At 64.9% G+C, this 21,778-nt stretch carries 18 protein-coding genes; 6 read left to right on the top strand and 12 right to left on the bottom strand.

Annotated features, from left to right (window positions below; translation table 11 throughout):
* Positions 1-2 precede the first annotated feature (2 nt).
* Positions 3-449, top strand: a complete 447-nt coding sequence (locus tag ACG97_RS10425; protein WP_047967287.1) for a MaoC family dehydratase — start codon at positions 3-5, stop codon at positions 447-449.
* A gap of 4 nt (positions 450-453) precedes the next feature.
* Here ACG97_RS10425 and ACG97_RS10420 read toward each other — a convergent pair whose 3' ends face one another.
* Complete coding sequence (locus ACG97_RS10420) at positions 454-2,052, bottom strand: PAS domain-containing methyl-accepting chemotaxis protein (RefSeq protein WP_238377312.1); 1,599 nt, start codon at positions 2,050-2,052, stop codon at positions 454-456.
* Positions 2,053-2,232: 180 nt separating this feature from the next.
* Here ACG97_RS10420 and ACG97_RS10415 point away from each other — a divergent pair, with 180 nt between their 5' ends.
* On the top strand, positions 2,233-2,970 hold the full coding sequence (locus ACG97_RS10415; protein ID WP_047967285.1) for an EAL domain-containing protein: 738 nt from the start codon (positions 2,233-2,235) through the stop codon (positions 2,968-2,970).
* A 215-nt stretch (positions 2,971-3,185) separates the two neighbouring features.
* On the opposite strand, the gene ACG97_RS10410 is transcribed toward ACG97_RS10415, so the two are convergent.
* Together ACG97_RS10410 and uvrA are read right to left on the bottom strand one after the other, a co-directional pair.
* Positions 3,186-3,623 (bottom strand): VOC family protein, encoded by a 438-nt coding sequence (locus ACG97_RS10410; protein ID WP_047967284.1) that lies wholly within the window; start codon positions 3,621-3,623, stop codon positions 3,186-3,188.
* Positions 3,624-3,665: 42 nt separating this feature from the next.
* Positions 3,666-6,488: an excinuclease ABC subunit UvrA gene (gene uvrA, locus ACG97_RS10405; RefSeq protein ID WP_047967283.1), complete on the bottom strand. Its 2,823-nt coding sequence runs from the start codon at positions 6,486-6,488 to the stop codon at positions 3,666-3,668.
* Between the two features lie 140 nt (positions 6,489-6,628).
* On the opposite strand from uvrA, the gene ACG97_RS10400 reads away from it, so the two are divergent.
* The 3 genes from ACG97_RS10400 to ACG97_RS16945 all read left to right on the top strand — a co-directional run bounded on the left by ACG97_RS10400 (position 6,629) and on the right by ACG97_RS16945 (position 11,672).
* Positions 6,629-7,990 (top strand): MFS transporter, encoded by a 1,362-nt coding sequence (locus ACG97_RS10400; RefSeq protein WP_047967282.1) that lies wholly within the window; start codon positions 6,629-6,631, stop codon positions 7,988-7,990.
* A gap of 74 nt (positions 7,991-8,064) precedes the next feature.
* Entirely contained in the window at positions 8,065-8,538 is a 474-nt protein-coding gene (locus tag ACG97_RS10395; protein ID WP_047967281.1) for a single-stranded DNA-binding protein, read from the top strand.
* Between the two features lie 374 nt (positions 8,539-8,912).
* Complete coding sequence (locus ACG97_RS16945) at positions 8,913-11,672, top strand: EAL domain-containing protein (RefSeq protein WP_053068137.1); 2,760 nt, start codon at positions 8,913-8,915, stop codon at positions 11,670-11,672.
* A gap of 33 nt (positions 11,673-11,705) precedes the next feature.
* Here ACG97_RS16945 and ACG97_RS10385 read toward each other — a convergent pair whose 3' ends face one another.
* The 9 genes from ACG97_RS10385 to ACG97_RS10345 form a co-directional block, all read right to left on the bottom strand.
* Positions 11,706-11,948, bottom strand: a complete 243-nt coding sequence (locus ACG97_RS10385; protein WP_047967280.1) for a DUF2325 domain-containing protein — start codon at positions 11,946-11,948, stop codon at positions 11,706-11,708.
* Between the two features lie 172 nt (positions 11,949-12,120).
* Positions 12,121-13,269: a PLP-dependent aspartate aminotransferase family protein gene (locus ACG97_RS10380; RefSeq protein ID WP_047967279.1), complete on the bottom strand. Its 1,149-nt coding sequence runs from the start codon at positions 13,267-13,269 to the stop codon at positions 12,121-12,123.
* A 217-nt stretch (positions 13,270-13,486) separates the two neighbouring features.
* On the bottom strand, positions 13,487-14,929 hold the full coding sequence (locus tag ACG97_RS10375) for a cystathionine beta-synthase (RefSeq protein WP_238377311.1): 1,443 nt from the start codon (positions 14,927-14,929) through the stop codon (positions 13,487-13,489).
* A 133-nt stretch (positions 14,930-15,062) separates the two neighbouring features.
* Positions 15,063-15,854, bottom strand: a complete 792-nt coding sequence (locus tag ACG97_RS10370) for a MetQ/NlpA family ABC transporter substrate-binding protein (protein ID WP_047967278.1) — start codon at positions 15,852-15,854, stop codon at positions 15,063-15,065.
* 115 nt (positions 15,855-15,969) lie between these two features.
* A complete protein-coding gene (locus tag ACG97_RS10365; RefSeq protein WP_047967277.1) occupies positions 15,970-16,647 on the bottom strand; it encodes a methionine ABC transporter permease in 678 nt (225 codons plus the stop codon).
* Positions 16,647-17,657 (bottom strand): methionine ABC transporter ATP-binding protein, encoded by a 1,011-nt coding sequence (locus ACG97_RS10360; RefSeq protein WP_047967276.1) that lies wholly within the window; start codon positions 17,655-17,657, stop codon positions 16,647-16,649. Before ACG97_RS10360 ends, ACG97_RS10365 begins: the two co-directional genes overlap by 1 nt.
* A gap of 215 nt (positions 17,658-17,872) precedes the next feature.
* A complete protein-coding gene (locus ACG97_RS10355; protein WP_047967275.1) occupies positions 17,873-18,655 on the bottom strand; it encodes a MetQ/NlpA family ABC transporter substrate-binding protein in 783 nt (260 codons plus the stop codon).
* A gap of 32 nt (positions 18,656-18,687) precedes the next feature.
* Positions 18,688-19,710, bottom strand: a complete 1,023-nt coding sequence (locus ACG97_RS10350; RefSeq protein ID WP_047967274.1) for an isopenicillin N synthase family oxygenase — start codon at positions 19,708-19,710, stop codon at positions 18,688-18,690.
* Positions 19,711-19,896: 186 nt separating this feature from the next.
* Entirely contained in the window at positions 19,897-20,790 is an 894-nt protein-coding gene (locus tag ACG97_RS10345; RefSeq protein ID WP_047967273.1) for a homocysteine S-methyltransferase family protein, read from the bottom strand.
* Positions 20,791-20,940: 150 nt separating this feature from the next.
* Between ACG97_RS10345 and ACG97_RS10340 the strand changes: the two genes are divergently transcribed.
* Positions 20,941-21,765, top strand: coding sequence for a transporter substrate-binding domain-containing protein (locus ACG97_RS10340; protein ID WP_202902747.1), 825 nt, complete (start codon positions 20,941-20,943; stop codon positions 21,763-21,765).
* Positions 21,766-21,778 lie beyond the last annotated feature (13 nt).

The following is a 21,778-nucleotide window of genomic DNA, read 5'->3' as shown; positions in this document are numbered from 1 at the left end:
CCATGCTGCATTTTGAAGACCTCACCCCCGGCCGCCGCTTCCACACTGCCAGCCACACCCTGACGCTGGCCGAAATCCGCGACTTCGCCGGCAGCTTTGATCCGCAGTTTTTCCATCTGGACGAGGTCGCGGCCGAAGACAGCGTGTTCAACGGCCTCGCCGCCAGCGGCTGGCACGTCGCCAGCCTGACCATGCGCCTGGTGGTGGCCAGCGAACTGAGCCGGGTCGCGGGCGGCCTGGTCGGCATGAAGGTGGACAATATGCGCTGGCCGCGGCCAACCCGCGCCGGCGACACGCTGCAAACCGAGATCGAGGTGCTGGCGCAGCGTGCCTCCGCCAAGCAGCCGCAATTCGGCATCGTCACCCTGCAGTGGACGACGCGCAACCAGCATGAAGAAATCGCCGTCCAGCTGGAAACGGCGATTTGGGTGCAGCGCAGAGACAGCTAAAGGCTTAGCCGGGCTTCTGCCACTTGCGATAGTGCAATGTCAGCCGCTCCAGATCGCCGGCCGCCACCTCCAGCGCCTGCGCGCTGTGCAGCACGTTGTTGGCGGTGTCGATGTTCTGCTCGCCCAGCACCGCCAGCTGTTCCACCGACGCCGCCACCTGATGCACGGTGGAGGAGTCGCTGGCGACCTGGCTCGACAGCTTGCCGGCAAAGTCGTGGGCACGGTCGGCGATGTCCAGCAGCACATCCAGCTGCGACGCCGAGGCGCGGATCTCCGCGCTGACGTGATCGACCTCTTCCACCGAACGGTCCATGTTCAGCGTTACCTTGTCGGTAATCTGCACGATCTGCTGCACCACATCGCCGATGGCGTCGGTCGCCGTCGCGGTACGCTCGGCCAGCTTGCGCACCTCGTCGGCCACCACGGCAAAGCCACGCCCGGTTTCGCCGGCACGCGCAGCCTCGATCGCCGCGTTCAGCGCCAGCAGATTGGTCTGTTCGGCAATGCCGTGGATCAGGTTGGTCATGGCGCCGATTTCGGTCATCGACTTGTCCAGCGCCGCCAGTTCTTCCTTGGAGCGGTTGACCACCACCACCGCCTGGGTGGCGGCCTCGGCCGCACGCTGCATCACTTGCTGGCCCTCGGTCGCGGCATTGCGCGTTTCCTGAGCGCCCTGCACGCTGTCTTGCGCCATTGAGGCGACATGGCCGATCGAGCTGCTGATCTGCTCCATGCTGATGCTGATCTGCTGCAGGCCCTTGCCCTGTTCTTCGGCACGCGCCACCAGTCCGCCCATTTCCTGACTGAGGGCGTGCGACTGCTCGTAGGTACGACCGCCGGCGCTGAGCGAATCCGCCACCATCGCGCGCATGTGCAGGCGCAGCCCTTCCAGGCTGTCCATCATCGCGCCGAGCTGGCCGCCGAGGCGGGTCTGCAGCGGCGATTCCAGCTGGCCTTCCGCCAGATTGAGGAAGCCCTGGTGCAGACGCTGCATCACGCGCCACTCGGAGTAGCGCCACCACACCGAGGCGGCCGCCAGCGCGCCCAGCGATAGCAGGCTGACCAGCAGCCGCGTGCCGTCGCTCCAGCCCGGCACACAGCCGGCGGCGACCAGGCCGGAACTGAACAGGCCGGTCAGCACGAAGCCGATCTTGCCGCTATCGCGGCGCTTGGACAGCTGCTTCAGCGTGGATGGCAGAGTGGCCTGCTTGTCGCGCACCTTCTGGTACAGCGCTTCGGCGGCGCTGACTTCGGCGCGGTTGGGCGTGCTACGTACCGAGACATAGCCGACGATCTTGCCCATTTCGGTGATCGGCGTGACATGCGCCTCCACCCAGTAAAAGTCACCGTTCTTGGCGCGGTTTTTCACCAGTCCGCCCCACGGTTTGCCCTGCTTGACCGTGTCCCACAGGTCGGCAAAAGCCTCCGCCGGCATGTCCGGATGACGCACGATATTGTGGTTCTTGCCCAGCAGTTCGGCTTCGCTAAAACCGCTGATGTCGATGAACGCGCGGTTGGCGTAGGTGATGGCGCCCTTGAGATCGGTCTTGGTAACAATCGGGCGCAGGGGATCGAGAAACAGCTCGTTGGCTGTCACTGGCATATTTATTTTCATAATCGTGTCTTATTGATGTGTGCGCCAATCGTGCAAGATTATCAAACATTTCTAATCAAGCCTACACAAACATCGGCAGGCGCGATTGAAAATACCTCTTCCGGCCAGCTTTGCAAACGCGGTGGCACGCGGTACAGTTCGGAAAGTATAAATACAAATGATTATCAAATGAATCAGGCGCGCAACCCCATCCCGACCGAGCTGCTACTGGAGGTCATCGAACGGCAACGCATCGGCGCCGAATACCAGCCGATCAAGGCGACCAACAGCCTGCAGACGGTGGGCTACGAGGCGCTGGCAAGGTTTTATAATGCAACGCGCCAGCCGCTGCCACCGCAGGCGGTGTTCGACACGCTGCACGATTCGCCGGTCACGCTGGTGCAGGTCGAACTGATGAGCAAGCGCTGGCAGATCGAACACGCGCCACGCGACGGCCTGCTGTTCCTCAACCTCGATCCGCACGCCGTCGCCGGCCTGTCGCTGGCGGCACCGGAACACCCGCTGCTCGACCTGCTGTGCCAGCCGCAGCGCACCGTGATCGAGCTGATCGAAAACACCAATGTGCAGGAAGCGGATCACAGCATGCTGCTGGCGGAACTGCTGGCGCAGCGCGGCATCCGCACCGCGCTGGACGACATCGGCGGGCCGGCGACGATGGTGTCGATTCCGATCCTGTGTACGGTGGACATCTACAAGTTCGACCGCCAGTGGCTGCGCCAGCTGCAGCAACCACGGCAATTGCGCATGCTGCAGATGCTGCTGGCGTTTGCCCGCGCCGAGGGCAAGCAGACGGTACTGGAAGGCATCGAAAGCGAGGCCGACCTGCGCCAGGCACAGGCACTGGGCGTCGACTTCGTGCAGGGCTACCTGTTTCGCCCCGAGTTCATCAGCCGGAACGCGCTGTAAGAGCGTGCTCACGATCTCGCGAGCTAGCGCGAGACAAGGCGAAAACGGCTGAGGAAGCGGAGTTGACATGGGGTCAATGAGCATTCCGAAGCCGTTTTTAACGCCGTATCGCCGACGCGCTGCAGATCGTGAACATGCTCCAAAACAGTTTGCCCAAGGTTGGCCGCAACATTGCGGCCAACCTTGGGCAACGGAGCGCACCCGAAAAAACCGTCTCAGGCGCGTTTCAGCTTGAGCTTGCCCGCCAGCCAGGTGTGATCGTAGCTGACGATTTCGTAGGGATTGCCGAACGGATCGACAAACGACACCGAGCAGAAGAAACCGTGGTCGTGCACCGAGTCGCGGGCGATGGTCTGCCCGTCGCGGCTCACCACCCGCTCCACCGCCAGCCGGTCCAGCCACTCCATGAAATCGTGACCGCTGACGCCAAACGCCACCGCTCCGGCCGCCACGATCGCCGCCTCGTCCTGGCTCAGCGCCAGGCGCACGCTGGCGCTGGGGTTGGTCAGCATCAATACCCCGTGCGGCCCGTCCTGCAGATGCTTGTAGCGCACATCCGGCACCATGCCCAGCACCCGCTGGTACCAGTCCAGCGCCTTGGCAGTGTCGTTTACCTTGATGTGCAGATGGTCAATCTTGGCCAGCGTCAGCATGCGTACCCCAAAATAATAAATTCATGATGTCGTTATGATCTGTTACGGTTTTTTCAGCAAGGGCGCCAGATAGTGCCCGGTATGGCTGGCCGGGTTGGCCGCCACCTGCTCCGGCGTGCCGCAGGCAATGATCTGGCCGCCGCCGGCGCCGCCTTCCGGCCCTAGGTCGATCAGCCAGTCCGCAGTTTTGATTACGTCCAGATTATGCTCGATCACCACCACAGTATTACCGTTCTCGCGCAAGCGGTACAACACGCTCAGCAATAGCTCGATGTCGTGAAAATGCAGGCCGGTGGTCGGTTCATCCAGAATATACAAGGTGCGGCCGGTGTCGCGCTTGGACAATTCCAGCCCCAGCTTCACCCGCTGTGCCTCGCCACCGGACAGCGTGGTCGCGCTCTGCCCCAGGCGGATGTAGCCGAGACCGACATCCATCAGCGTCTGCAGCTTGCGCGCCACCGTCGGCACCGCGCTGAAAAACTCCAGCGCCTGCTCCACCGTCATCTCCAGCACTTCGTGGATGCTCTTGCCCTTGTACTGCACTTCCAGCGTCTCGCGGTTGTAGCGCTTGCTGTGGCAGACGTCACACGGCACGTACACGTCCGGCAGGAAGTGCATTTCCACCTTGATCACGCCGTCACCCTGGCACGCCTCGCAGCGGCCGCCCTTGACGTTGAAGCTGAAGCGACCGGGGCCGTAGCCGCGCTCGCGCGACAGCGGCACACCGGCAAACAGCTCGCGGATCGGGGTGAACAGGCCGGTATAGGTGGCCGGGTTGGAGCGCGGCGTGCGCCCGATCGGGCTCTGGTCGACGTTGATCACCTTGTCCAGCTGCTCCAGGCCGCTGATGTCGCGGTACGGCGACGGCTGCTCGCTGGCACCGTTGAGATCGCGGGCGGCGATCTTGTACAGCGTGTCGTTGATCAGCGTCGACTTGCCGGAACCGGACACGCCGGTGACGCACACCAGCATGCCCAGCGGCAGCTGCAGCGTCACGTCCTTCAGGTTGTTGCCGCTGACGCCGGCCAGACGCAACAGGCGCTCGGGGTTGACCTCTCGCCGGCTGGCCGGCACCGCGATGCCGCGACGGCCGGACAGGTAGGCGCCGGTCACCGATTTCTCGCTGGCGGCGACCTCGGCCGGCGTGCCGGCCACCAGCACCTCGCCACCGTGCTCGCCGGCGCCCGGCCCCATGTCGACCAGGTAGTCGGCGGCGCGAATGGCGTCTTCGTCGTGCTCGACCACGATCACGCTGTTGCCCAGGTCACGCAGCCGCCGCAGCGTCGCCAGCAGGCGGTCGTTGTCGCGCTGGTGCAGGCCGATGGACGGCTCGTCCAGCACGTACATCACGCCGGTGAGGCCGGAGCCGATCTGGCTGGCCAAGCGGATGCGCTGCGCCTCGCCACCAGACAGGGTGTCGGCAGAGCGCGCCAGGCACAGGTAATCGAGGCCGACGTTATTCAGGAAGGACACGCGGTCGCTGATTTCCTTGACGATCTTTTCCGCCACCGCCTGCTTCTGGCCGGAGAACTGCAGCCCGCTGAAGAAGGCCGAGGCATCCTTCAGCGCCATCTGGTTGATCTGGTGCAGCGTCTTGCGGCCAATGTAGATATGGCGCGCCTCCAGCCGCAGGCGCGAACCGCCGCAGCTCGGGCAGCACTGGTTGTTCTGGTACTTGGCCAGCTCCTCGCGCACGGTGCTGGAATCGGTCTCGCGATAGCGGCGTTCCAGGTTGGGGATGATGCCCTCGAAGGCGTGCGCGCGCTGGAACTTGGTGCCGCGCTCGGAGACGTAGGTGAACTCGATTTCCTCGCGTCCGGAGCCGTGCAGCACCACCTTCTGCACTTCGTCCGGCAGGTCCTCGAACGCGGTCTCCAACGAGAAACCGTAGTGCTCGGCCAGCGCCAGCAGCATCTGGAAGTAGAACTGGTTGCGCTTGTCCCAGCCCTTGATCGCGCCGGCGGCCAGGGTCAGCTCCGGATGCGCCACCACCCGCGACGGGTCGAAATAGGTGATCTCGCCGAGGCCGTCGCACTTGGGGCAGGCGCCCATCGGGTTGTTGAACGAGAACAGGCGCGGCTCCAGCTCCGGCAGGCTGTAGCTGCACACCGGGCAGGCAAACTTGGCGGAGAACCAGTGCTCCTTGCCGCTATCCATTTCCACCGCGATGGCGCGGCCTTCGGCGTGGCGCAACGCGGTCTCGAAGCTTTCCGCCAGCCGCTGCTGCATGTCGGCGCGCACCTTGACGCGGTCGATCACCACCTCCACCGAGTGCTTCTTGTTCTTGTCCAGCTTCGGCACCGCGTCCAGCTCGTACACCTCGCCGTCGACGCGCACGCGCACGAAGCCCTGCGCGCGCAGATCCTCGAACAGCTCGACGTTCTCGCCCTTGCGGCCAACGATGACCGGCGCCAGGATCATGATCCGCGTCTCTTCCGGCAGTGCCAGCACGTGATCGACCATCTGGCTCACCGTCTGCGACGCCAGCGCCACGTCGTGCTCCGGGCAGTGCGGATCGCCGACGCGGGCGTACAGCAGGCGCAGGTAGTCGTGGATTTCGGTGACGGTGCCCACGGTGGAGCGCGGGTTGTGGCTGGTGGCCTTCTGCTCGATGGAGATCGCCGGGCTCAGGCCCTCGATCAGGTCGACATCGGGCTTTTCCATCAGCTGCAGGAACTGCCGCGCGTAGGCCGACAGGCTCTCGACGTAACGGCGCTGCCCCTCGGCATACAGCGTGTCGAAGGCCAGCGACGACTTGCCGGAACCGGACAAGCCGGTAATCACCACCAGCTGGTGGCGTGGCAGGTCAAGATTGATGTTCTTCAGATTGTGCGTACGTGCGCCGCGAATGCGGATGGAATCCATGCCTGTCTCACCGTCGGTCGGGGAACCTGCTACTATACCGGACTTGCGCGCAGCCGCTCCATAGCACGATAGATTTCCTGACAGAGAAATCCGCTGCCGCTGCCCGCCCACTGTGACGACGCCCTCCAACACCCGTACCGATGACTGCACTTGAGCTACGCGCCAGCCTTGGCCTGGCCGGAATCTACGCCCTGCGCATGCTGGGCATGTTCCTTATCCTCCCCGTCTTTGCGCTCTACGCCGAAACCCTGCGCGGCGCCGACAACCACACCCTGATCGGCATCGCGCTGGGCAGCTACGGCCTGGTACAGGCGCTGCTGCAACTGCCGCTGGGCATGCTCTCCGACAAGGTTGGCCGCAAGAAGATCATCTACGGCGGCCTGCTGCTGTTCGCCGCCGGCAGCTTCATCGCCGCCAGCGCCGACGACATCATGATGCTGACCGTGGGCCGCATCATCCAGGGCTCCGGCGCCATCTCGGCGGTGATCACCGCCCTGCTCGCCGACCTCACCCGCGAAGAAGTGCGCACTCGCGCCATGGCCATCATCGGCATGAGCATCGGCACCACCTTTGCCGTCAGCCTGGTGCTGGGGCCGCTGCTGGCACGCTATATCGGCGTGGACGGCATCTTCGTGCTCACCGGCGTGCTGTCGCTGCTGGCGCTGCTGGGCGTGTGGCGCATCATTCCCGACCCGGTGCACTCCAGCTTCCACTCCGACACCGGCACCAACACCGCGCGGCTACCGGCAGTGCTGCGCAACCGCGAGCTGCAGCGGCTGAACTTCGGCATCTTCGCGCTGCACGCGGCGCAGATGGCGATGTTCGTCACCATCCCGTTCGCGCTGACCAGCACCGGCGGCCTCGACAAGTCGCAGCACTGGCTGGTGTACCTGCCGGTGGTGGTTGCCGGCTTCGTGCTGATGGTGCCGGCCATCATCTACGGCGAGAAAAAGGCCAAGCTGAAGCAGGTGTTCGTCGCCGCCGTAGCGCTGATGACCACCGCGCAGATCGGCATGGCGCTGGCGCTGTCCAGCTTCTGGCTGATCGTGCTGTGGCTGGCGCTGTACTTCGTCGCCTTCAACATCCTGGAAGCCACCCTGCCGTCGCTGATCTCGAAAATTGCCCCGGCCGATGCCAAGGGAACCGCGATCGGCGTGTATAATACCGCCCAATCTTTCGGCCTGTTTGCCGGTGCCGTTGCCGGCGGCTGGCTGTACAGCCACCATGGCGCGCTGGGCGTATTTGCCTTCACCAGCGTGCTGATGCTGGCCTGGCTGCTGCTGTCGCTGACCATGACGCCGCCCAAGGCGGTGAAGAGCCAGATGTTCCACATCGGCGAGCAATGGCAGGGCGATGCCGATACCCTGTCGCGGCAGCTGGCCAGCCAGCGCGGCGTCAGCGAAGTGGTGGTGTTGCTCGGCGAACGGGTGGCCTACCTGAAGGTCTCCCAGCAAGACTGGGACGAAGCCGCGGTCAAACAGCTGATCCAGGCAACATACTGAGCCGCCGCACCGCCGTCACCTCAGCCCGTGACGGCGCCGAATACCTCCTTGAACTGAAATGAAACGGAGCCCCAATGAACAGCATTACTTTTGATGGCCGCCTGGCCGCCGACGCCGAACTGCGTTACACCCCGAGCGGCGAAGCCGTGCTCAGCTTCCGTGTTGCCAGCGATATCGGCTTTGGCGAGCGCAAGACCACCAACTGGTTTACCTGCCAGGTGTGGGGCAAGCGCGGCGAATCGCTGAAGAACTACCTCGGCAAGGGCCAGCAAGTCACCGTCTACGGCCAGCTGACACTGCGCGAATGGCAGGACAAGGAAGGCCAGAAGCGCCTGTCGCCGGACGTGCGCGTCAATGAAATCAGCCTGCAAGGCGGCAAGCGCGACGGCGGCATGGGCGGCGCGGACGAAGACTACAGCTACGGCGGTGGCGCCCAGCGCTACGACGCCCCGGCCGCGGCCCCCGCCGCCGCCCCGGCGGCACCACGTCGCATGGAGCCGAAACCGGCCCCGAAAATGGACGACATGGACGACGACATCCCGTTCTGATTTACACCTGATACAAAAGCAGTAAACCAGCAAAGCCCCGTTAAATTCCTGATTTAACGGGGCTTTGCTTTCATCCCTGACAAGCCGGCGACTATCCGCGCACAGCGGCAATGTCAGCCGGATGAGCATCAGGCGATACGCTTTATCTATGAGATAAAGGCTGTACTTTCAAAAATCCAAAAGAAAACATGACAAGCCACCCGGAGGATTTAGCCTATTGTTAGGTTGAGTTGGGGCGGTTAATCAAGCAGGAGGCCGCTGCATTTTGAAGATGCAGCAATGACTGTCTCGAAGCAGAGCAAAGCATAACGAGGATTTTCTCCAAAATTATGAAATCCGAGCCATCTCCCGACCTTCAGGACCTCCCCCCCGAAATGCCGACCCTGATCGCCCGCCTGGCCTGGGGCGGCGGCACACTGGTCACCCTGCTGGTGCCGCTCATTTTTTTCATCGTTGGCTACCAGAGCGAGGCGGCCCGCCTGGAGTCCGCATTACAGGTCGGTGTCTACAGCAATATCAAGCAACCGGACTCAACCGCAGGCGCAGCATGGGGTACCTTTCATACTCCTCAAGCGGTGCTGGCGGCACTGGACTGGCTACCCGATAAAATCAGCATCCGCATCACCGGTGAAAACCAGCAACTGCTGGCCGAGAAAAACCAGGAACCGCCGCCTCCGCACCTGACCCGGACAAGCACCCTTGAGTTGAATGCCGACGATAACGCCCAACTGACGCTAAGCCGCTCCCTCCGCCCGCTGCTGCTGTACAGCCTGTTGATGTTCATTCCGGGACTGATACTCGGCATCATCACCTTCGTCACACTGCGCGACCTGCCGATGCGCGTCTTTCGCCGCACCTTGCAGGAAATCACCATCCGCAAGGTGACCGAGGAGAAGCTGGCCAAATCGCTGTCCATTTTCTCCGCCACGCTGGAATCCACCGCCGACGGCATTTTTGTCACCGATGTCTACGGGCGGGAGGTGGTGGCCAACAAGCGCTTCCGTGACATGTGGCACCTGCATCAATCGGACAGCCTCTACGCCAACAACAACGAAACCCTGGCCGAGCTGAGCAACAAGCTGCGGGACCCGACCGCTTTTGCCGCCACGATCAAGGACCTGAACAAGCACATCGACGTCAACCAGGGCAGCACGCTCGAGCTGCGCGACGGGCGCCACTTCGAGTGGAACTCGCAGCCCCAGTTCGTCAATGGCCGGGTAGTCGGACGGGTGACCAGCTTCCGCGACATCAGCGACCGCAAGCAGGCGGAGGCGCTGCTAGCCATCGAAAACGAAGTGCTGGAGATGGTGGTCTGCGGCCAACCTTTGAAAGCCGCGCTGGGCGTGCTGGCCGACCACGTGGAAGTCCTGTCCGGCGAGATGTTCTGCACCATCCTGTTCCGCAAGGACAGCGAAGGTGCCGAGCTGGCCTGTGTCTCCGGCCGCAGCCTGCCTAGCAATGTGGTCGAGCGCCTCATCCATCACGAACAGGTGGTGCTGGGCAAGGTCTTCGCCGCGATCACGCAACTGGAGAACGTACCGAAACACGGTCTGTCGGACGAGTACAGCGGCGTGATCGAGAATATCGGCAGCCAGCCGATCTGGTCGGACTACTGCAAGCTGATGGCCAGCCACGGTGTGCACGCCTGCTTTGCCGTGGCCGTGCGCTCGTCTGACCGCTCCCTGCTGGGGCTGATCGTGGCGCACTACCGCACCCCGTCAAAACAGCAGCCGCACGACCGCGAACTGATGTGGGTCGCCGCCCACTTGGTCCACATCGCGATGGAACGGCGACAGGCCGAGGAGCGCCTGCAGGATCTGGCCCACTACGACTCCCTGACCCGCCTGCCCAACCGGGCGCTGTTCCACGACCGCCTCCAGCAGGCGCTGACCCGCCTGGAAAGGAGCAAGGGGCTGGTCGCGCTGATGTTCATCGACCTCGACCGCTTCAAGACCATCAACGACACGCTGGGCCACGACCTGGGTGACCAGCTGCTGTGTGACACCGCGGCAAGGCTGCTGGCCTGCGTGCGCGATGTGGATACCGTGGCACGCCTCGGTGGCGACGAGTTCACCATCATTCTGGAGCAGATCAACAAGGCCGAGGACGCCGCCGGCGTGGCCAGCAAGATCATCGAGATGTTCGCGGCGCCGTTCCACCTCGACCACCAGGAAACCTTTGTCACCCCCAGCATCGGCATCACCATTTTCCCGTCGGACAGCGACAACAGCAGCCACCTGATCAAGTACGCGGACACCGCGATGTACCGGGCCAAGGAAGACGGCGGCAACGGCTACCGCTTCTTCACCAGCGAGATGAATACCCTCGCCTCCGACCGGCTGGAAATGGAAAACGGTCTGCGCCGTGCACTGGCACGCGGCGAGTTCGAGGTCTACTACCAGCCCAAGCTCAATCTGGCCGACGGCCGCATCATCGGCGCCGAGGCGCTGCTACGCTGGAGACACCCGCAGCGGGGGCTGGTTTCTCCCGGCGAATTCATCCCCATCCTGGAGGAAACCGGCCTGATCGAGCAGGTCGGCAGCTGGGTGCTGCACGCGGTGTGCCAGCAGATCCGCCACTGGCAAACGACGACCGCGCTGCCGCCACTGGTCATTGCCGTCAATCTCTCCGGTCGGCAACTGCAGCGCAGCAACCTGGCCACCGCCATTGCCGACATTCTCGAAGAAACCGGCGTCGAGCCACGCTTTCTGGAGCTGGAAGTGACCGAGAGCATCCTGATGCACGACCCGCAATGCGCGGTCGATGTGCTGATGCAGATCCGTAACAAGGGCATCCTGCACATCGACGTCGACGACTTCGGCACCGGCTACTCCTCGCTCAGCTATCTCAAGCAATTCCCCATCGACTGCCTGAAGCTGGACAAGTCCTTCGTCGACGGCCTGCCGCACGACGAAGACGACATCGCCATTTCCCAGGCCGTCATCGCGATGGCCCACAGCCTGCGGCTGACCGTCATCGCCGAAGGCGTCGAGCGCGAGGAACAGCTGGCCTTCCTGCGCGACAACGGCTGCGACATCATCCAGGGCTACATCATCAGCCCGCCGGTGCCGGCCCAGACCTTTGCCCAGCTGGTGCTCGAGCGCGCGCAGCAGCACTCGACCACGCTGCCCTGATGCCGGACCGCGCACCGACCAGCCGTCGGCCCGTTACTTGCGGCCAACGTAGGCGACGCTGATCCGCCGCTCGCGCGCGATCAGGCGCATCCGTTTCGCCAGGTTGTGATTCACGTAGTCCAGGATGATCACCATGTGCGCCACCCGCGCCGGGAACTCCCGCTTCAGGTCGCCGCTCTTGCGCCCGCTCCAGTGCAGCACGTCCGCATAGCCCGAGGCCTGCAGCGCCCGCCGCGTGGTTTCCACCTTGTCACCGCCGATGATCATCGCCCGCATCGCTGGCCCTCCTCCACACCGTTTCGCCCACCTTATCCGGCGCCCGGCCGCAGCAGAACCAAGAAAATCGCAACAGCTTATCGCCGCGCCGCTGCAGTCCATATTCCGGCCGCGGCATACGCCATGAAAAACCCCGGCGCGGGGCCGGGGTGTCGTCCGCTCGGCAAAACGCCTACGCCAGCGCCTGTGCCAGATCGGCGATCAGCGCCTCCGCCGACTCGATGCCAACCGACAAGCGGATCAGGTTGTCGCTGATGCCCAGCAGCGCGCGGCGTTCGGCCGGCACCGAGGCGTGCGTCATCGCCACCGGCACGCACACCAGGCTCTCCACCCCGCCCAGGCTCTCCGCCAGCGTGAACAGCCGGCTCCTGCCCAGCACCGCCTTCACCTCCGCCGCGCCGCCGTCGAGATAGAAGGACACGATACCGCCGAAGTGGCGCATCTGCTGTTTGGCCAGCGCGTGCTGCGGATGGCTCGCCAGCCCCGGATACAGCACCCGCGTCACGCGCGGATGGCTTTCCAGCCACTGCGCGACGGCCTGCGCATTGCGGCTGTGCTGCTCGACGCGCAGCGCCAGGGTACGGATGCCGCGCAGCACCAGGAAGCTGGAGAACGGGTCCAGAATGGCGCCGGTGGCGTTGTGCAGGAAGGCCAGCTGCTCGGCCAGCTGCGGCCGGTCTTTCGACACCACCGCCACCCCGGCGATCACGTCGGAGTGGCCGTTCAGGTACTTGGTGGCCGAGTGCAGCACGATGTCGAAACCGTAAGCCAGCGGCTGCTGGATCACCGGCGAGGCAAAGGTGTTGTCGGCCACCGCCAGCAGCTGGTGGCGGCGGGCGATGTCGGCCAGCAGCGCCAGATCGGCCAGCCGGTTCAGCGGATTGGACGGCGTCTCCACCCACAGCATGCGGGTATCGGGCTGGATGGCCGCTTCCAGCGCCGCCGGGTCGTCGGACGGCACATAGCTGATGGACAGCCCGGCCGACTGGCTGCGCACGCGGTCGAACAGCCGCACCGAGCCGCCGTACAGGTCGTCGATGGCGACGATGTGGCTGCCGGCCGGCAGCAGGTCGAGCACGGTGGCGATGGCGGCAAGGCCGGAGCCGAAGGCGTAGCCGCGCACGCCGCCTTCCAGCTCGGCGACGGCGCGCTCCAGCGCCTCGCGCGTCGGGTTCTGGCTGCGCGAGTATTCGTAGCCGCTGTGCTCGCCCGGCGCCTGCTGGCGGTAGGTGGAGGTGGCGTAGATCGGAGGGATCACCGCGCCGAACGGGTCATCGTGCAGCCCGGCGGTCACGGACAGGGTGTGGAAATCGGTGCTCATGTTGTGTCCTTACAAAAGGTTGGCCGCAAGGTGCGGCGGCAGCGGCCGTCGCACCTTGCGGATCAATAGGAATGTCCCAGAGTCTGTTCAAAGTCTCGCGAGCTAGAGCGAGACAAGGCGAAAACGACTGAGGAAGCGGAGTTGACATGGGGTCAATGAGCATTCCGAAGGCGTTTTCAACGCGGTATCGCCGAAGCGCAGCAGACATTGAACAGGCTCAGGCGGCGCCGACGCGCTGGCGCCAGTAGGTGAGCAGGTCGCTCTGCGTGATCAGGCCGAGGTAGCGATCGCGCTCGATCACCACCGCGATATGGCCGTTGTTGAACACCAGCAGCAGGTCCTGCAGCGAGGCGCGCGGCGAGATGGTCTCGACATTGCTGCTCATCGCGGTGAACACCGGCTGGTGGAAGTTTTCCGGTTCGCCGTGCACCGACATCAGCAAGTCCCATTCGTCGATCAGGCCGATCACGCGCTCGCCGTCGATCACCGGCAGCTGCGACACGTCGTGCAGGCGCATGCGCTGGTAGACCACGGTCAGCGGCTCGTCCGGGTGGCACACCACGCTGTGGCCGTGATCGTGGCGGCGCGCGATCAGGTCGGTAATGTTGCCCACCTGCGGCGGCTGGTGCAGGCCCTGGTCGAACAGCCAGAAGTCGTTGTACATCTTGGACAGGTACTTGTTGCCGCTGTCGCAGACGAAGGTCACCACCCGCTTCGGCGTGGTCTGCGCGCGGCAGTACTGCAGCGCGGCGGCCAGCAGCGTGCCGGTGGACGAGCCGCCGAGAATGCCCTCGTGGCGCAAGAGCTCGCGCGCGGTATCGAAGCTTTCCCGGTCGCTGATGCGGTAGCTGTGGCCAACCTTGCCGAAGTCGGCCAGCGGCGGGATGAAGTCCTCGCCGATGCCCTCCACCAGCCAGCTGCCGGCAGCGCCGTGATGGCCGTGTTCGATGTGGTCGGCCAGGATCGAGCCTTGCGGATCGGCGAGCACGAACTCGGTGTGCGGCGACACCCGGCCGAAAAAGCGCGTCAGCCCGCTGAGCGTGCCGCTGGAGCCGACACCGACCACCACCGCGTCCACCTTGCCGTCCAGCTGCGCCCAGATTTCCGGCCCGGTGCCGGTTTCGTGCGCCAGCGGGTTGGCCGCGTTGTTGAACTGGTCGATGTAGAAGGCGCCGGGGATGGTGGCGGCCAGCTTTGCTGCGCGGTCCTGGTAGTAGTCCGGATCGCCCTTGCCGACATCGGAGCGGGTCAGGATCACCTGCGCACCCAGCGCCTGCAGGTGCAGCACCTTTTCGCGGCTCATCTTGTCCGGCACCACCAGGATCAGGCGGTAGCCCTTCTGCGAGGCGACCAGCGCCAGGCCGAGGCCGGTATTGCCGGCGGTGGCTTCGATAATGGTGCCGCCGGGCGCCAGCTTGCCGTCGCGTTCGGCGGCTTCGATCATCGACAGCGCGACACGATCCTTGATCGAGCCGGCCGGGTTCTGGTTTTCCAGCTTCAGGTACAGTTCGCAGGGGCCGGTATCGAGATGGCGCACCCGCAGCAGCGGGGTGTTGCCGATCATCTCCAGCACGCCACGGCTGCGCGGTGGCAGGATGCTGCGCGGCGGCGGCGCCACGGACGGTGCGGCGGGAGCCAGCACCGGGGAAGAGACAGTCATGGTATTTCCTTGGGTTACATTCCGGCATTCAATGGTGCCGCCGCGCCTCATTGGCGGGCGCGGTCGGCATGGGACAACGGGAGTCGTGGCGCCGGCAAACCGCGGCGCCACGGGGTCAGGCCACCGGCCCGGCTCAGAACGCCGGTACCACCGCGCCCTGGTACTTGCTTTCAATGAAGCGCTTCGCTTCCGGGCTGTTCAGCGCGGCCGCCAGCTTCTTCACCGCGGCGCTGTCCTTGTTGTCCGGACGCGCCACCAGCAGGTTGGCGTACGGCGAGGTGGTCTCGGTGAACAGGCCGTCCTTCTTCGGATTGAGCTTGGCTTCCAGCGCGTAATTGGCGTTGATCAGCGCCAGGTCCACCTGGTTCAGCACCCGCGGCAGGGTGGCGGCTTCCAGTTCCTTGATCTTCAGATGCTTGGGGTTGGCCGCAATGTCCTTGGTGGTCGGGTAGATGTTGCTGCGGTTTTTCAGCTTGATCACGCCGCCCTGGTCCAGCAGCAGCAAGGCGCGGCCGGCGTTGGTCGGGTCATTGGGAATCGCCACCGTGGCGCCGTCCTTCAGCTCGGCCACCCGTTTCACCTTCAGCGAGTAGGCGGCAAACGGCTCGATGTGCACCGGCTTGCTGGCCACCACCAGATTGGTGCCGCGGTCCTTGTTGAACTTGTCCAGATACGGGATGTGCTGGAAGAAGTTGGCGTCCAGCTGCTTTTCCTGCACCTGGGTGTTGGGCAGCACGTAGTCGTTGAACACCTTCACGTCCAGATCCACGCCCTGTTTGGCGAGGGTCGGTTTCAGCGCCTCCAGCAGCTCGGCGTGCGGCACCGGCGAGGCGGCCACGGTCAGCTTCACGTTCTGCGCCTGGGCGGCAAAGGTGAAACCGGCAAGGCTGAAAGCAAGGGCAAGTTTGGTCAGGCGAGTCATCATGGTTTCCTTTTCGAGAGTAAGGCTTCCCCCTGCCCGGGCCGGACGGGCCAGGGCATGCAGGGGCACAGCATGGGAAAGGGTTGCGGCGCCAGGGCCGCGGAGAAATCAGAAAGCGTCAGTCAAAGCGACAACGGCGCACCAGGCGGTCACCGGCGGATTGCAGCAGCTGTACCAGCACCAGCAGCAGCGCCACGGTGACGACCATCACCTCGGTCTGGAAGCGCTGGTAGCCGTAGCGCACCGCGAGGTCGCCCAGCCCGCCGCCGCCAATGACGCCGGACATCGCGGTGTAGCCGACCAGCGCCACCGCGGTCACCGTCGCCGCGCCGATCAGGCCGGGCAGCGCCTCCGGCAGCAGCACCTTGAGCACGATCTGCGGCAGGCGCGCGCCCATCGCCTGGCTGGCCTCGATCACGCCGCGATCGACCTCGCGCAGCACGTTTTCCACCAGCCGGCCGAAGAACGGCACCGCGCCCACCACCAGCGGCACGATGGCACCGGCGACGCCGATGGAGGTGCCGACCAGCAGCAGCGTCAGCGGAATCAGCACGATCAGCAGGATCACGAACGGCAGCGAGCGCAGCACGTTCACCAGGAAGGACAGCACCGCGTACAGCCGCGGCCGCGCGCGCAGCTGGCCGGGGGCGGTGACGTACAGCAGCACGCCCAGCGGCAGCCCCAGCGCCACCGTCGCCAGCAGCGACACCCCCAGCATGGTCAGCGTATCCAGCGTGGCGGCGCCGATCTCCGGCCAGTCCACGCTCAGCAACAGGTTCCAGTCAAAATCCGTCATCACAGCACCTCGCAACGCACACCCTCGCGGGCAAAAATGTCCGGCAATGCCGAGACCGCGACATCGCTGGCCACCACCCCGGCCAGCAGCTGGCCAAACGGCGTGGCCTTGATTTCCGACAGCGTGCCGGCCAGCAGGTTGACGCGCAGGCCGGTCTCGCGGCCAACCTTGTCCAGCACCGGCTGCAGCGCCGGCTCGCCGACAAAGGTCAGCTTCAGCACCGGCGTGCTGATGCGCTCGCGCCACTGCCCCTGCAGCGCGCCCTGGCCGAAACCGGTCTCCGCCAGCAGGCTCTGCGTCACCGCGTGCTGCGGCTGCAGCAACACGTCGATCACCCGCCCCTGCTCCACCACGCGGCCGTGATCGAGCACTGCCACCTCGTCGCACAGCTGGCGGATCACGCGCATGTCGTGGGTGATCAGCACGATGGTCAGCCGCAGCTGGCGGTTGATGTCGGCCAGCAGCGCCAGTATCGAATCGGTGGTTTCCGGGTCCAGCGCCGAGGTCGCCTCGTCGCACAGCAGCACGTCGGGATGGTTAGCCAGCGCGCGAGCAATGCCGACACGCTGCTTCTGGCCGCCGGACAGCTGCGCCGGGCGCTTGTGCTGGTGATCCTGCAGCCCGACCAGCGCCAGCAGCTCGTCCACCCGGGCGTCCATCTGCGCGGCGTCCAGCTCGCCGGCCAGCTCCAGCGGGAAGCGGACGTTGGCCGCCACCGTGCGCGAACGCAACAGGTTGAAGTGCTGGAACACCATGCCGATGCGCTGGCGGCGCTGTTGCAGCTGGCGTTCGCTGTAGGCGGTCAGCGCGTCGTCGCCGATGCGCACCTCGCCGCTGTCGGGGCGCTCCAGCAGGTTGAGGCAGCGGATCAGCGTGCTCTTGCCGGCACCGGAACGGCCGATGATGCCGAAGATGCGGCCTGCGTCGATGCGCAGGCTGACCCGTTGCAGGGCGGCAACGCGGCGGCCGTGGTGGCTGTAGTGTTTGGTCAGGTCTCGTACTTGAATCATGGTGGCTTTCTCGCAGACCCGGCGTGGGTGTTTCAGTGTTCGGCCGCGCCTTTTGCGCTGGCAGGAGGCCAGTGTAGTGCGCCCGCTTAAAAACCAAAAACGATATAAATTGATTTTTTCATTACTTTTTGTGATATCAAAACCGCGACCGCCAAGGCAAAAAAACAGGCGCTGCCATGCGGCAGCGCCCGGGGTGATGCCCGCCGCGCTGCGGCTCAGAACACCGGCACCACCGCACCCTGGTATTTCTGCTCGATAAACTGGCGCACCTCCGGCGTGGTCAGCGCGGCAACCAGTTTCTTCAGTGCCGGGCTTTGCCGGTTGTCGGCGCGCGACACCAGGATGTTGGCGTACGGCGAGCGCTTGTCCTCGATGAACAGCGCGTCTTGTGTCGGCTTCAGCCCGGCCTGCAGCGCGTAGTTGGTATTGATCAGCGCCAGATCCAGCTGCGTCAGCAGCCGCGGCAGCGTCGCCGCCTCCAGCTCCTTCAGCTGCAGCTTTTTCGGGTTGGCAATCACGTCGCGGGCGGTGGCCAGGATATTGCCCGGGTCCTTCAGCGTGATCAGGCCCTGCTTCTGCAGCAGCAACAGGGCGCGCGCGGCATTGGACGGATCATTGGGGATGCCGACCACCGCGCCATCCGGCAGCTCGGCCAGCTTGCGGTACTTGCGCGAGTAGGCACCGAACGGCTCGACATGGATCGCCGCCACCGTCACCAGCGAGGTGCCCTTGCTCTTGTTGAAGCCGTCAAGGAAGGGCTGGTGCTGGAAGTAGTTGGCGTCGATTTCCTTGCTGGCGACGGCGAAGTTTTCCTGCAGGCCGTTGGTGAACACGCGGACTTTCAGCTCCACGCCGTCCTTGGCCAGCCGGGCCTTGACCTGGTCGAGAATCTCGGCGTGCGGCACCGCCTCGGCACCGATGGTGAGGACCTCGGCGTGGGCCGACACGGCAAACAGCAGCGCCACGGCGGTGGCGGACAACAGCGAACGGTGTTTCATGGTGTTTCCTTCGGGTAGTGGCACAGAGAGGTTCAGGCGCTGGCGGCCAGCACGTCGGCGTAGTGGCGGCGCGCCACCTCCGGGTGCGAGCGCAGGCGGCCCTTGAGCATGTTGAAACCGGTTTCGTAGAACAGCGGGTTGGCCGGATCGGTCGCCGGGCCGGGCGCCTCGCGCGCCAGCTCCGGTGTCAGCGGCAGCAGCGGCACCGTGGCATCCAGCCGCGGGCCGAGGAAAAACGCCACCGACAGCCGCTCGCGCCCCGCCGCCGGGCTGAGCACGCGGTGCACGGTGGCGCGCAGATAGCCGTTGGAAGCCAGCTCCAGCGCTTCGCCGATATTGACGATGAAGGTGCCGGCCACCGGCGGCGCATCGACCCAGCCGCTGGCGGTCTCCACCTGCAGCCCGGCTTCGCGGTCCTGCAGCAGCAGGGTCAGGAAACCGCTGTCCTTGTGCGCGCCGACTCCCTGATCACTCGGCACCTGCTCCTGGCCGGGGTAGCGGATGATTTTCAGGTGCTGGATCGGCGCGGCGAGAAAGGCGTCGTCAAAGCTGTCGGCCGGCTGCTGCAGCGCCTCGGCAAAGGCCCGCAGCAGGCGGATCGACACCGCGGTCAATTCCGCCTGCCACGCCAGCAAGGCCGGGCGCAGCGCCGGCAGCGCCGCCGGCCACTGGTTCGGCCCCTGCAAGCGCGCCCACACCGGCACCACCTTGGCCGCGGCCAGCGGCGGGCGTTCGGCACCGATGTCGAACTGCTCGCGCCAGTCCGGCTGCTGGCGGGTGATCTCGTGGCCGGCGGCGGTGTAACCGCGAAAATGCGGCGACTGCACCATGTCCACCGCGCGCTTGTCCGCCTGCGGCAGGGCAAAGAAATCACGCGCTGCGGCCAGCACCCGCGCCGCCTGCGCCTCGGCAATGCCGTGACCGTTCAGGTAGAAGAAACCGACATCGCGCGCCACGGCACGCAAGTCGCGCAGGAAGGCGGCGCGCTGGGCAGGACTACCGTCCAGATCGCTCAGCGTGAGCAAGGGCAGATTGAGTGACAGGGGTTGCGACATGGGAGGCTCCTGACGGGTAACGGGCAGTGCTGCTTGCCACAGCGCAGGCAAACGGCCTGCGAACCACCCCAATCTAGCCAAGTCCGCAAAAAACCAAAAACGATTAAAAATGGTTTTGTTATTACCCCATGGAATTTCAGCGCCACGATCACGCCGCCGCCCCGGCGGCCGTGGCGCCCCCGCCGCTTACGGCAAGGCCTGCGCCAGCGCGGCGATGTGTTGTGGGGTAATGCCGCAGCAACCGCCGACCACGCTGGCGCCACGCTCCACCCACAACGCCGCCCACTGCGCATAGTTGCGCGGGGTCAGGTCGGCACGGATGTCGTCGAGCGTGGCATTGGCCTTGGCATCTTTCGGCGTCGGCGGGAAGGCATTGGCATACACGCCGAGCTGCAGGCTGGCCTGCTCGCGGGCGATCACCACGTTGGCCGCATCCAGCGCCGCCGCCATTACCTCCGGCTGGCTGCAATTGAACAGCACCGCCGCCGCGCCCAGCCGGATGGCTTCGGCCACCGCCGCCGCCACTGTTTCCCCGGAACGCAGACGGGCAACGCCATCGCCGTCCTCGTCCTGCAGCGTGAATGACAGCCACAGCGGCTGCGGCTGGCCGGCCAGTGCCTGCTTCACCGCGCGCACCTCGGCCAGCGAGCTTTGTGTCTCGGCCAGCCAGAGGTCGACATGCGGCGCCAGCGCGGTAACCAGCACCCGCAGGATGGCCAGCGCCTGCGCCTCGTCGAACAGGTCCGGCCGGTAGGAGCCCAGTGCCGGCGGCAGCGAGCCGGCCACCCGCACCGGCTGCGCCGCCTTGGCCGCCGCCTTGCGTGCCAGTTCGCCGGATAGTGCGGCCAACCTTGCGCCGTCAGTGGCAAAGCGCTGCTCGCCGATATGGAACGGCACCACCGCGTAGCTGTTGCTGGTGATCACCTGCGCCCCTGCCTGCACGAACGCGTCGTGCGCCTGCTCGACGAAATGCGGCGCCTCCCACAGCGCCAGCGCCGACCATTCCGGCTGGCGGAAAGGCGCGCCGATGCGCTTCAGTTCGCGGCCCATGCCGCCGTCCAGAATCACGGTTTTGCTCATGTTGTTTCCTTTTTTGCTGCCTGCCCGGTCGGGCCGGCGGTTCGTTGATTCTGCAATTTATATAACCAAAATGTCGTATTTTGCAATTGATTAATTTCCAAACGATATATAAGATTTGCTTCACCCGAACAACGACAAAGAGATACCACCGTGAACAAACAAGGACTTATCAACACCGCCGCGGCTCTGCTGCCGCTGCTGCTGGCCGTACCCGCCCATGCTGGCACCACCCTGGACCGCGTCAGCAACAGCGGCGAGCTGCGTGGCGTGCTACTGGAAAGCTACCCGCCGTTTTCCTTCCTCAACAGCAAGAACCAGCTGGATGGTTTTGACGTGGACGTGGTGAAGGCGGTCGCGAAAAAGCTGAACGTGAAGCTGAAACTGGATACGCCGTCGTGGGAGGTGATCGCCGCCGGCAAGTGGGGCAAGCGCTGGGATATCTGCATCTGCTCGATGACGCCGACCAGGGAAGCCGCCCAGGTGCTGGATTTCCCGGTGATCTACTACAAATCGCCGGCGGTGCTGGTGGTCAACGCCAGCGACAAGCACACCAGCAGCATCAAGACGCTGGACGGCAAGAAGATCGGCGTGCAGCAAGGCGCCTCCTATGAGCGCTACCTGCAGAAGACGCTGAAGATCGAGGCGCCGGGAGCGGTCCAGCCTAGCTTCCCGTTCAGCAAGGTCAACATCGCCACCTACGACAATGAAGAAATCATCTTCCAGGACCTGGCACTGGGCACCGGCAAACGGCTGGATGCGCTGGTTTCCAACCTGAACACCGCCAATGAGCGCATCGCCAGGGGCGGCAAGTTCCGCGTCGCCGCCACCCTGTACGCCGAGCCAAACTGGGTCGCGGTCGACAAGGGCGATGCCCAGTGGCAGGCACGGGTGAAACAGGTGGTCACCGAGCTGAAGCAGGACGGCACGCTGGCCGCCATTTCCAGAAAATGGATCGGCAGCGACATCACCCAGTAACCCCTTGGTGCTG

It is taken from the genome of Vogesella sp. EB, assembly GCF_001037925.1.
Classification (GTDB): Bacteria; Pseudomonadota; Gammaproteobacteria; order Burkholderiales; family Chromobacteriaceae; genus Vogesella; species Vogesella indigofera.
This window is presented reverse-complemented; position numbering and strand designations above follow the sequence as displayed.

Bases quoted from the DNA above. Each gene is read 5' to 3' on its own strand.
- ACG97_RS10425 (WP_047967287.1), top strand. From the start codon at position 3: ATGCTGCATTTTGAAGACCTCACCCCCGGCCGCCGCTTCCACACTGCC.
- ACG97_RS10420 (WP_238377312.1), bottom strand. From the start codon at position 2,052: ATGCCAGTGACAGCCAACGAGCTGTTTCTCGATCCCCTGCGCCCGATT.
- ACG97_RS10415 (WP_047967285.1), top strand. From the start codon at position 2,233: ATGAATCAGGCGCGCAACCCCATCCCGACCGAGCTGCTACTGGAGGTC.
- ACG97_RS10410 (WP_047967284.1), bottom strand. From the start codon at position 3,623: ATGCTGACGCTGGCCAAGATTGACCATCTGCACATCAAGGTAAACGAC.
- uvrA (WP_047967283.1), bottom strand. From the start codon at position 6,488: ATGGATTCCATCCGCATTCGCGGCGCACGTACGCACAATCTGAAGAAC.
- ACG97_RS10400 (WP_047967282.1), top strand. From the start codon at position 6,629: ATGACTGCACTTGAGCTACGCGCCAGCCTTGGCCTGGCCGGAATCTAC.
- ACG97_RS10395 (WP_047967281.1), top strand. From the start codon at position 8,065: ATGAACAGCATTACTTTTGATGGCCGCCTGGCCGCCGACGCCGAACTG.
- ACG97_RS16945 (WP_053068137.1), top strand. From the start codon at position 8,913: ATGCCGACCCTGATCGCCCGCCTGGCCTGGGGCGGCGGCACACTGGTC.
- ACG97_RS10385 (WP_047967280.1), bottom strand. From the start codon at position 11,948: ATGCGGGCGATGATCATCGGCGGTGACAAGGTGGAAACCACGCGGCGG.
- ACG97_RS10380 (WP_047967279.1), bottom strand. From the start codon at position 13,269: ATGAGCACCGATTTCCACACCCTGTCCGTGACCGCCGGGCTGCACGAT.
- ACG97_RS10375 (WP_238377311.1), bottom strand. From the start codon at position 14,929: ATGACTGTCTCTTCCCCGGTGCTGGCTCCCGCCGCACCGTCCGTGGCG.
- ACG97_RS10370 (WP_047967278.1), bottom strand. From the start codon at position 15,854: ATGATGACTCGCCTGACCAAACTTGCCCTTGCTTTCAGCCTTGCCGGT.
- ACG97_RS10365 (WP_047967277.1), bottom strand. From the start codon at position 16,647: ATGACGGATTTTGACTGGAACCTGTTGCTGAGCGTGGACTGGCCGGAG.
- ACG97_RS10360 (WP_047967276.1), bottom strand. From the start codon at position 17,657: ATGATTCAAGTACGAGACCTGACCAAACACTACAGCCACCACGGCCGC.
- ACG97_RS10355 (WP_047967275.1), bottom strand. From the start codon at position 18,655: ATGAAACACCGTTCGCTGTTGTCCGCCACCGCCGTGGCGCTGCTGTTT.
- ACG97_RS10350 (WP_047967274.1), bottom strand. From the start codon at position 19,710: ATGTCGCAACCCCTGTCACTCAATCTGCCCTTGCTCACGCTGAGCGAT.
- ACG97_RS10345 (WP_047967273.1), bottom strand. From the start codon at position 20,790: ATGAGCAAAACCGTGATTCTGGACGGCGGCATGGGCCGCGAACTGAAG.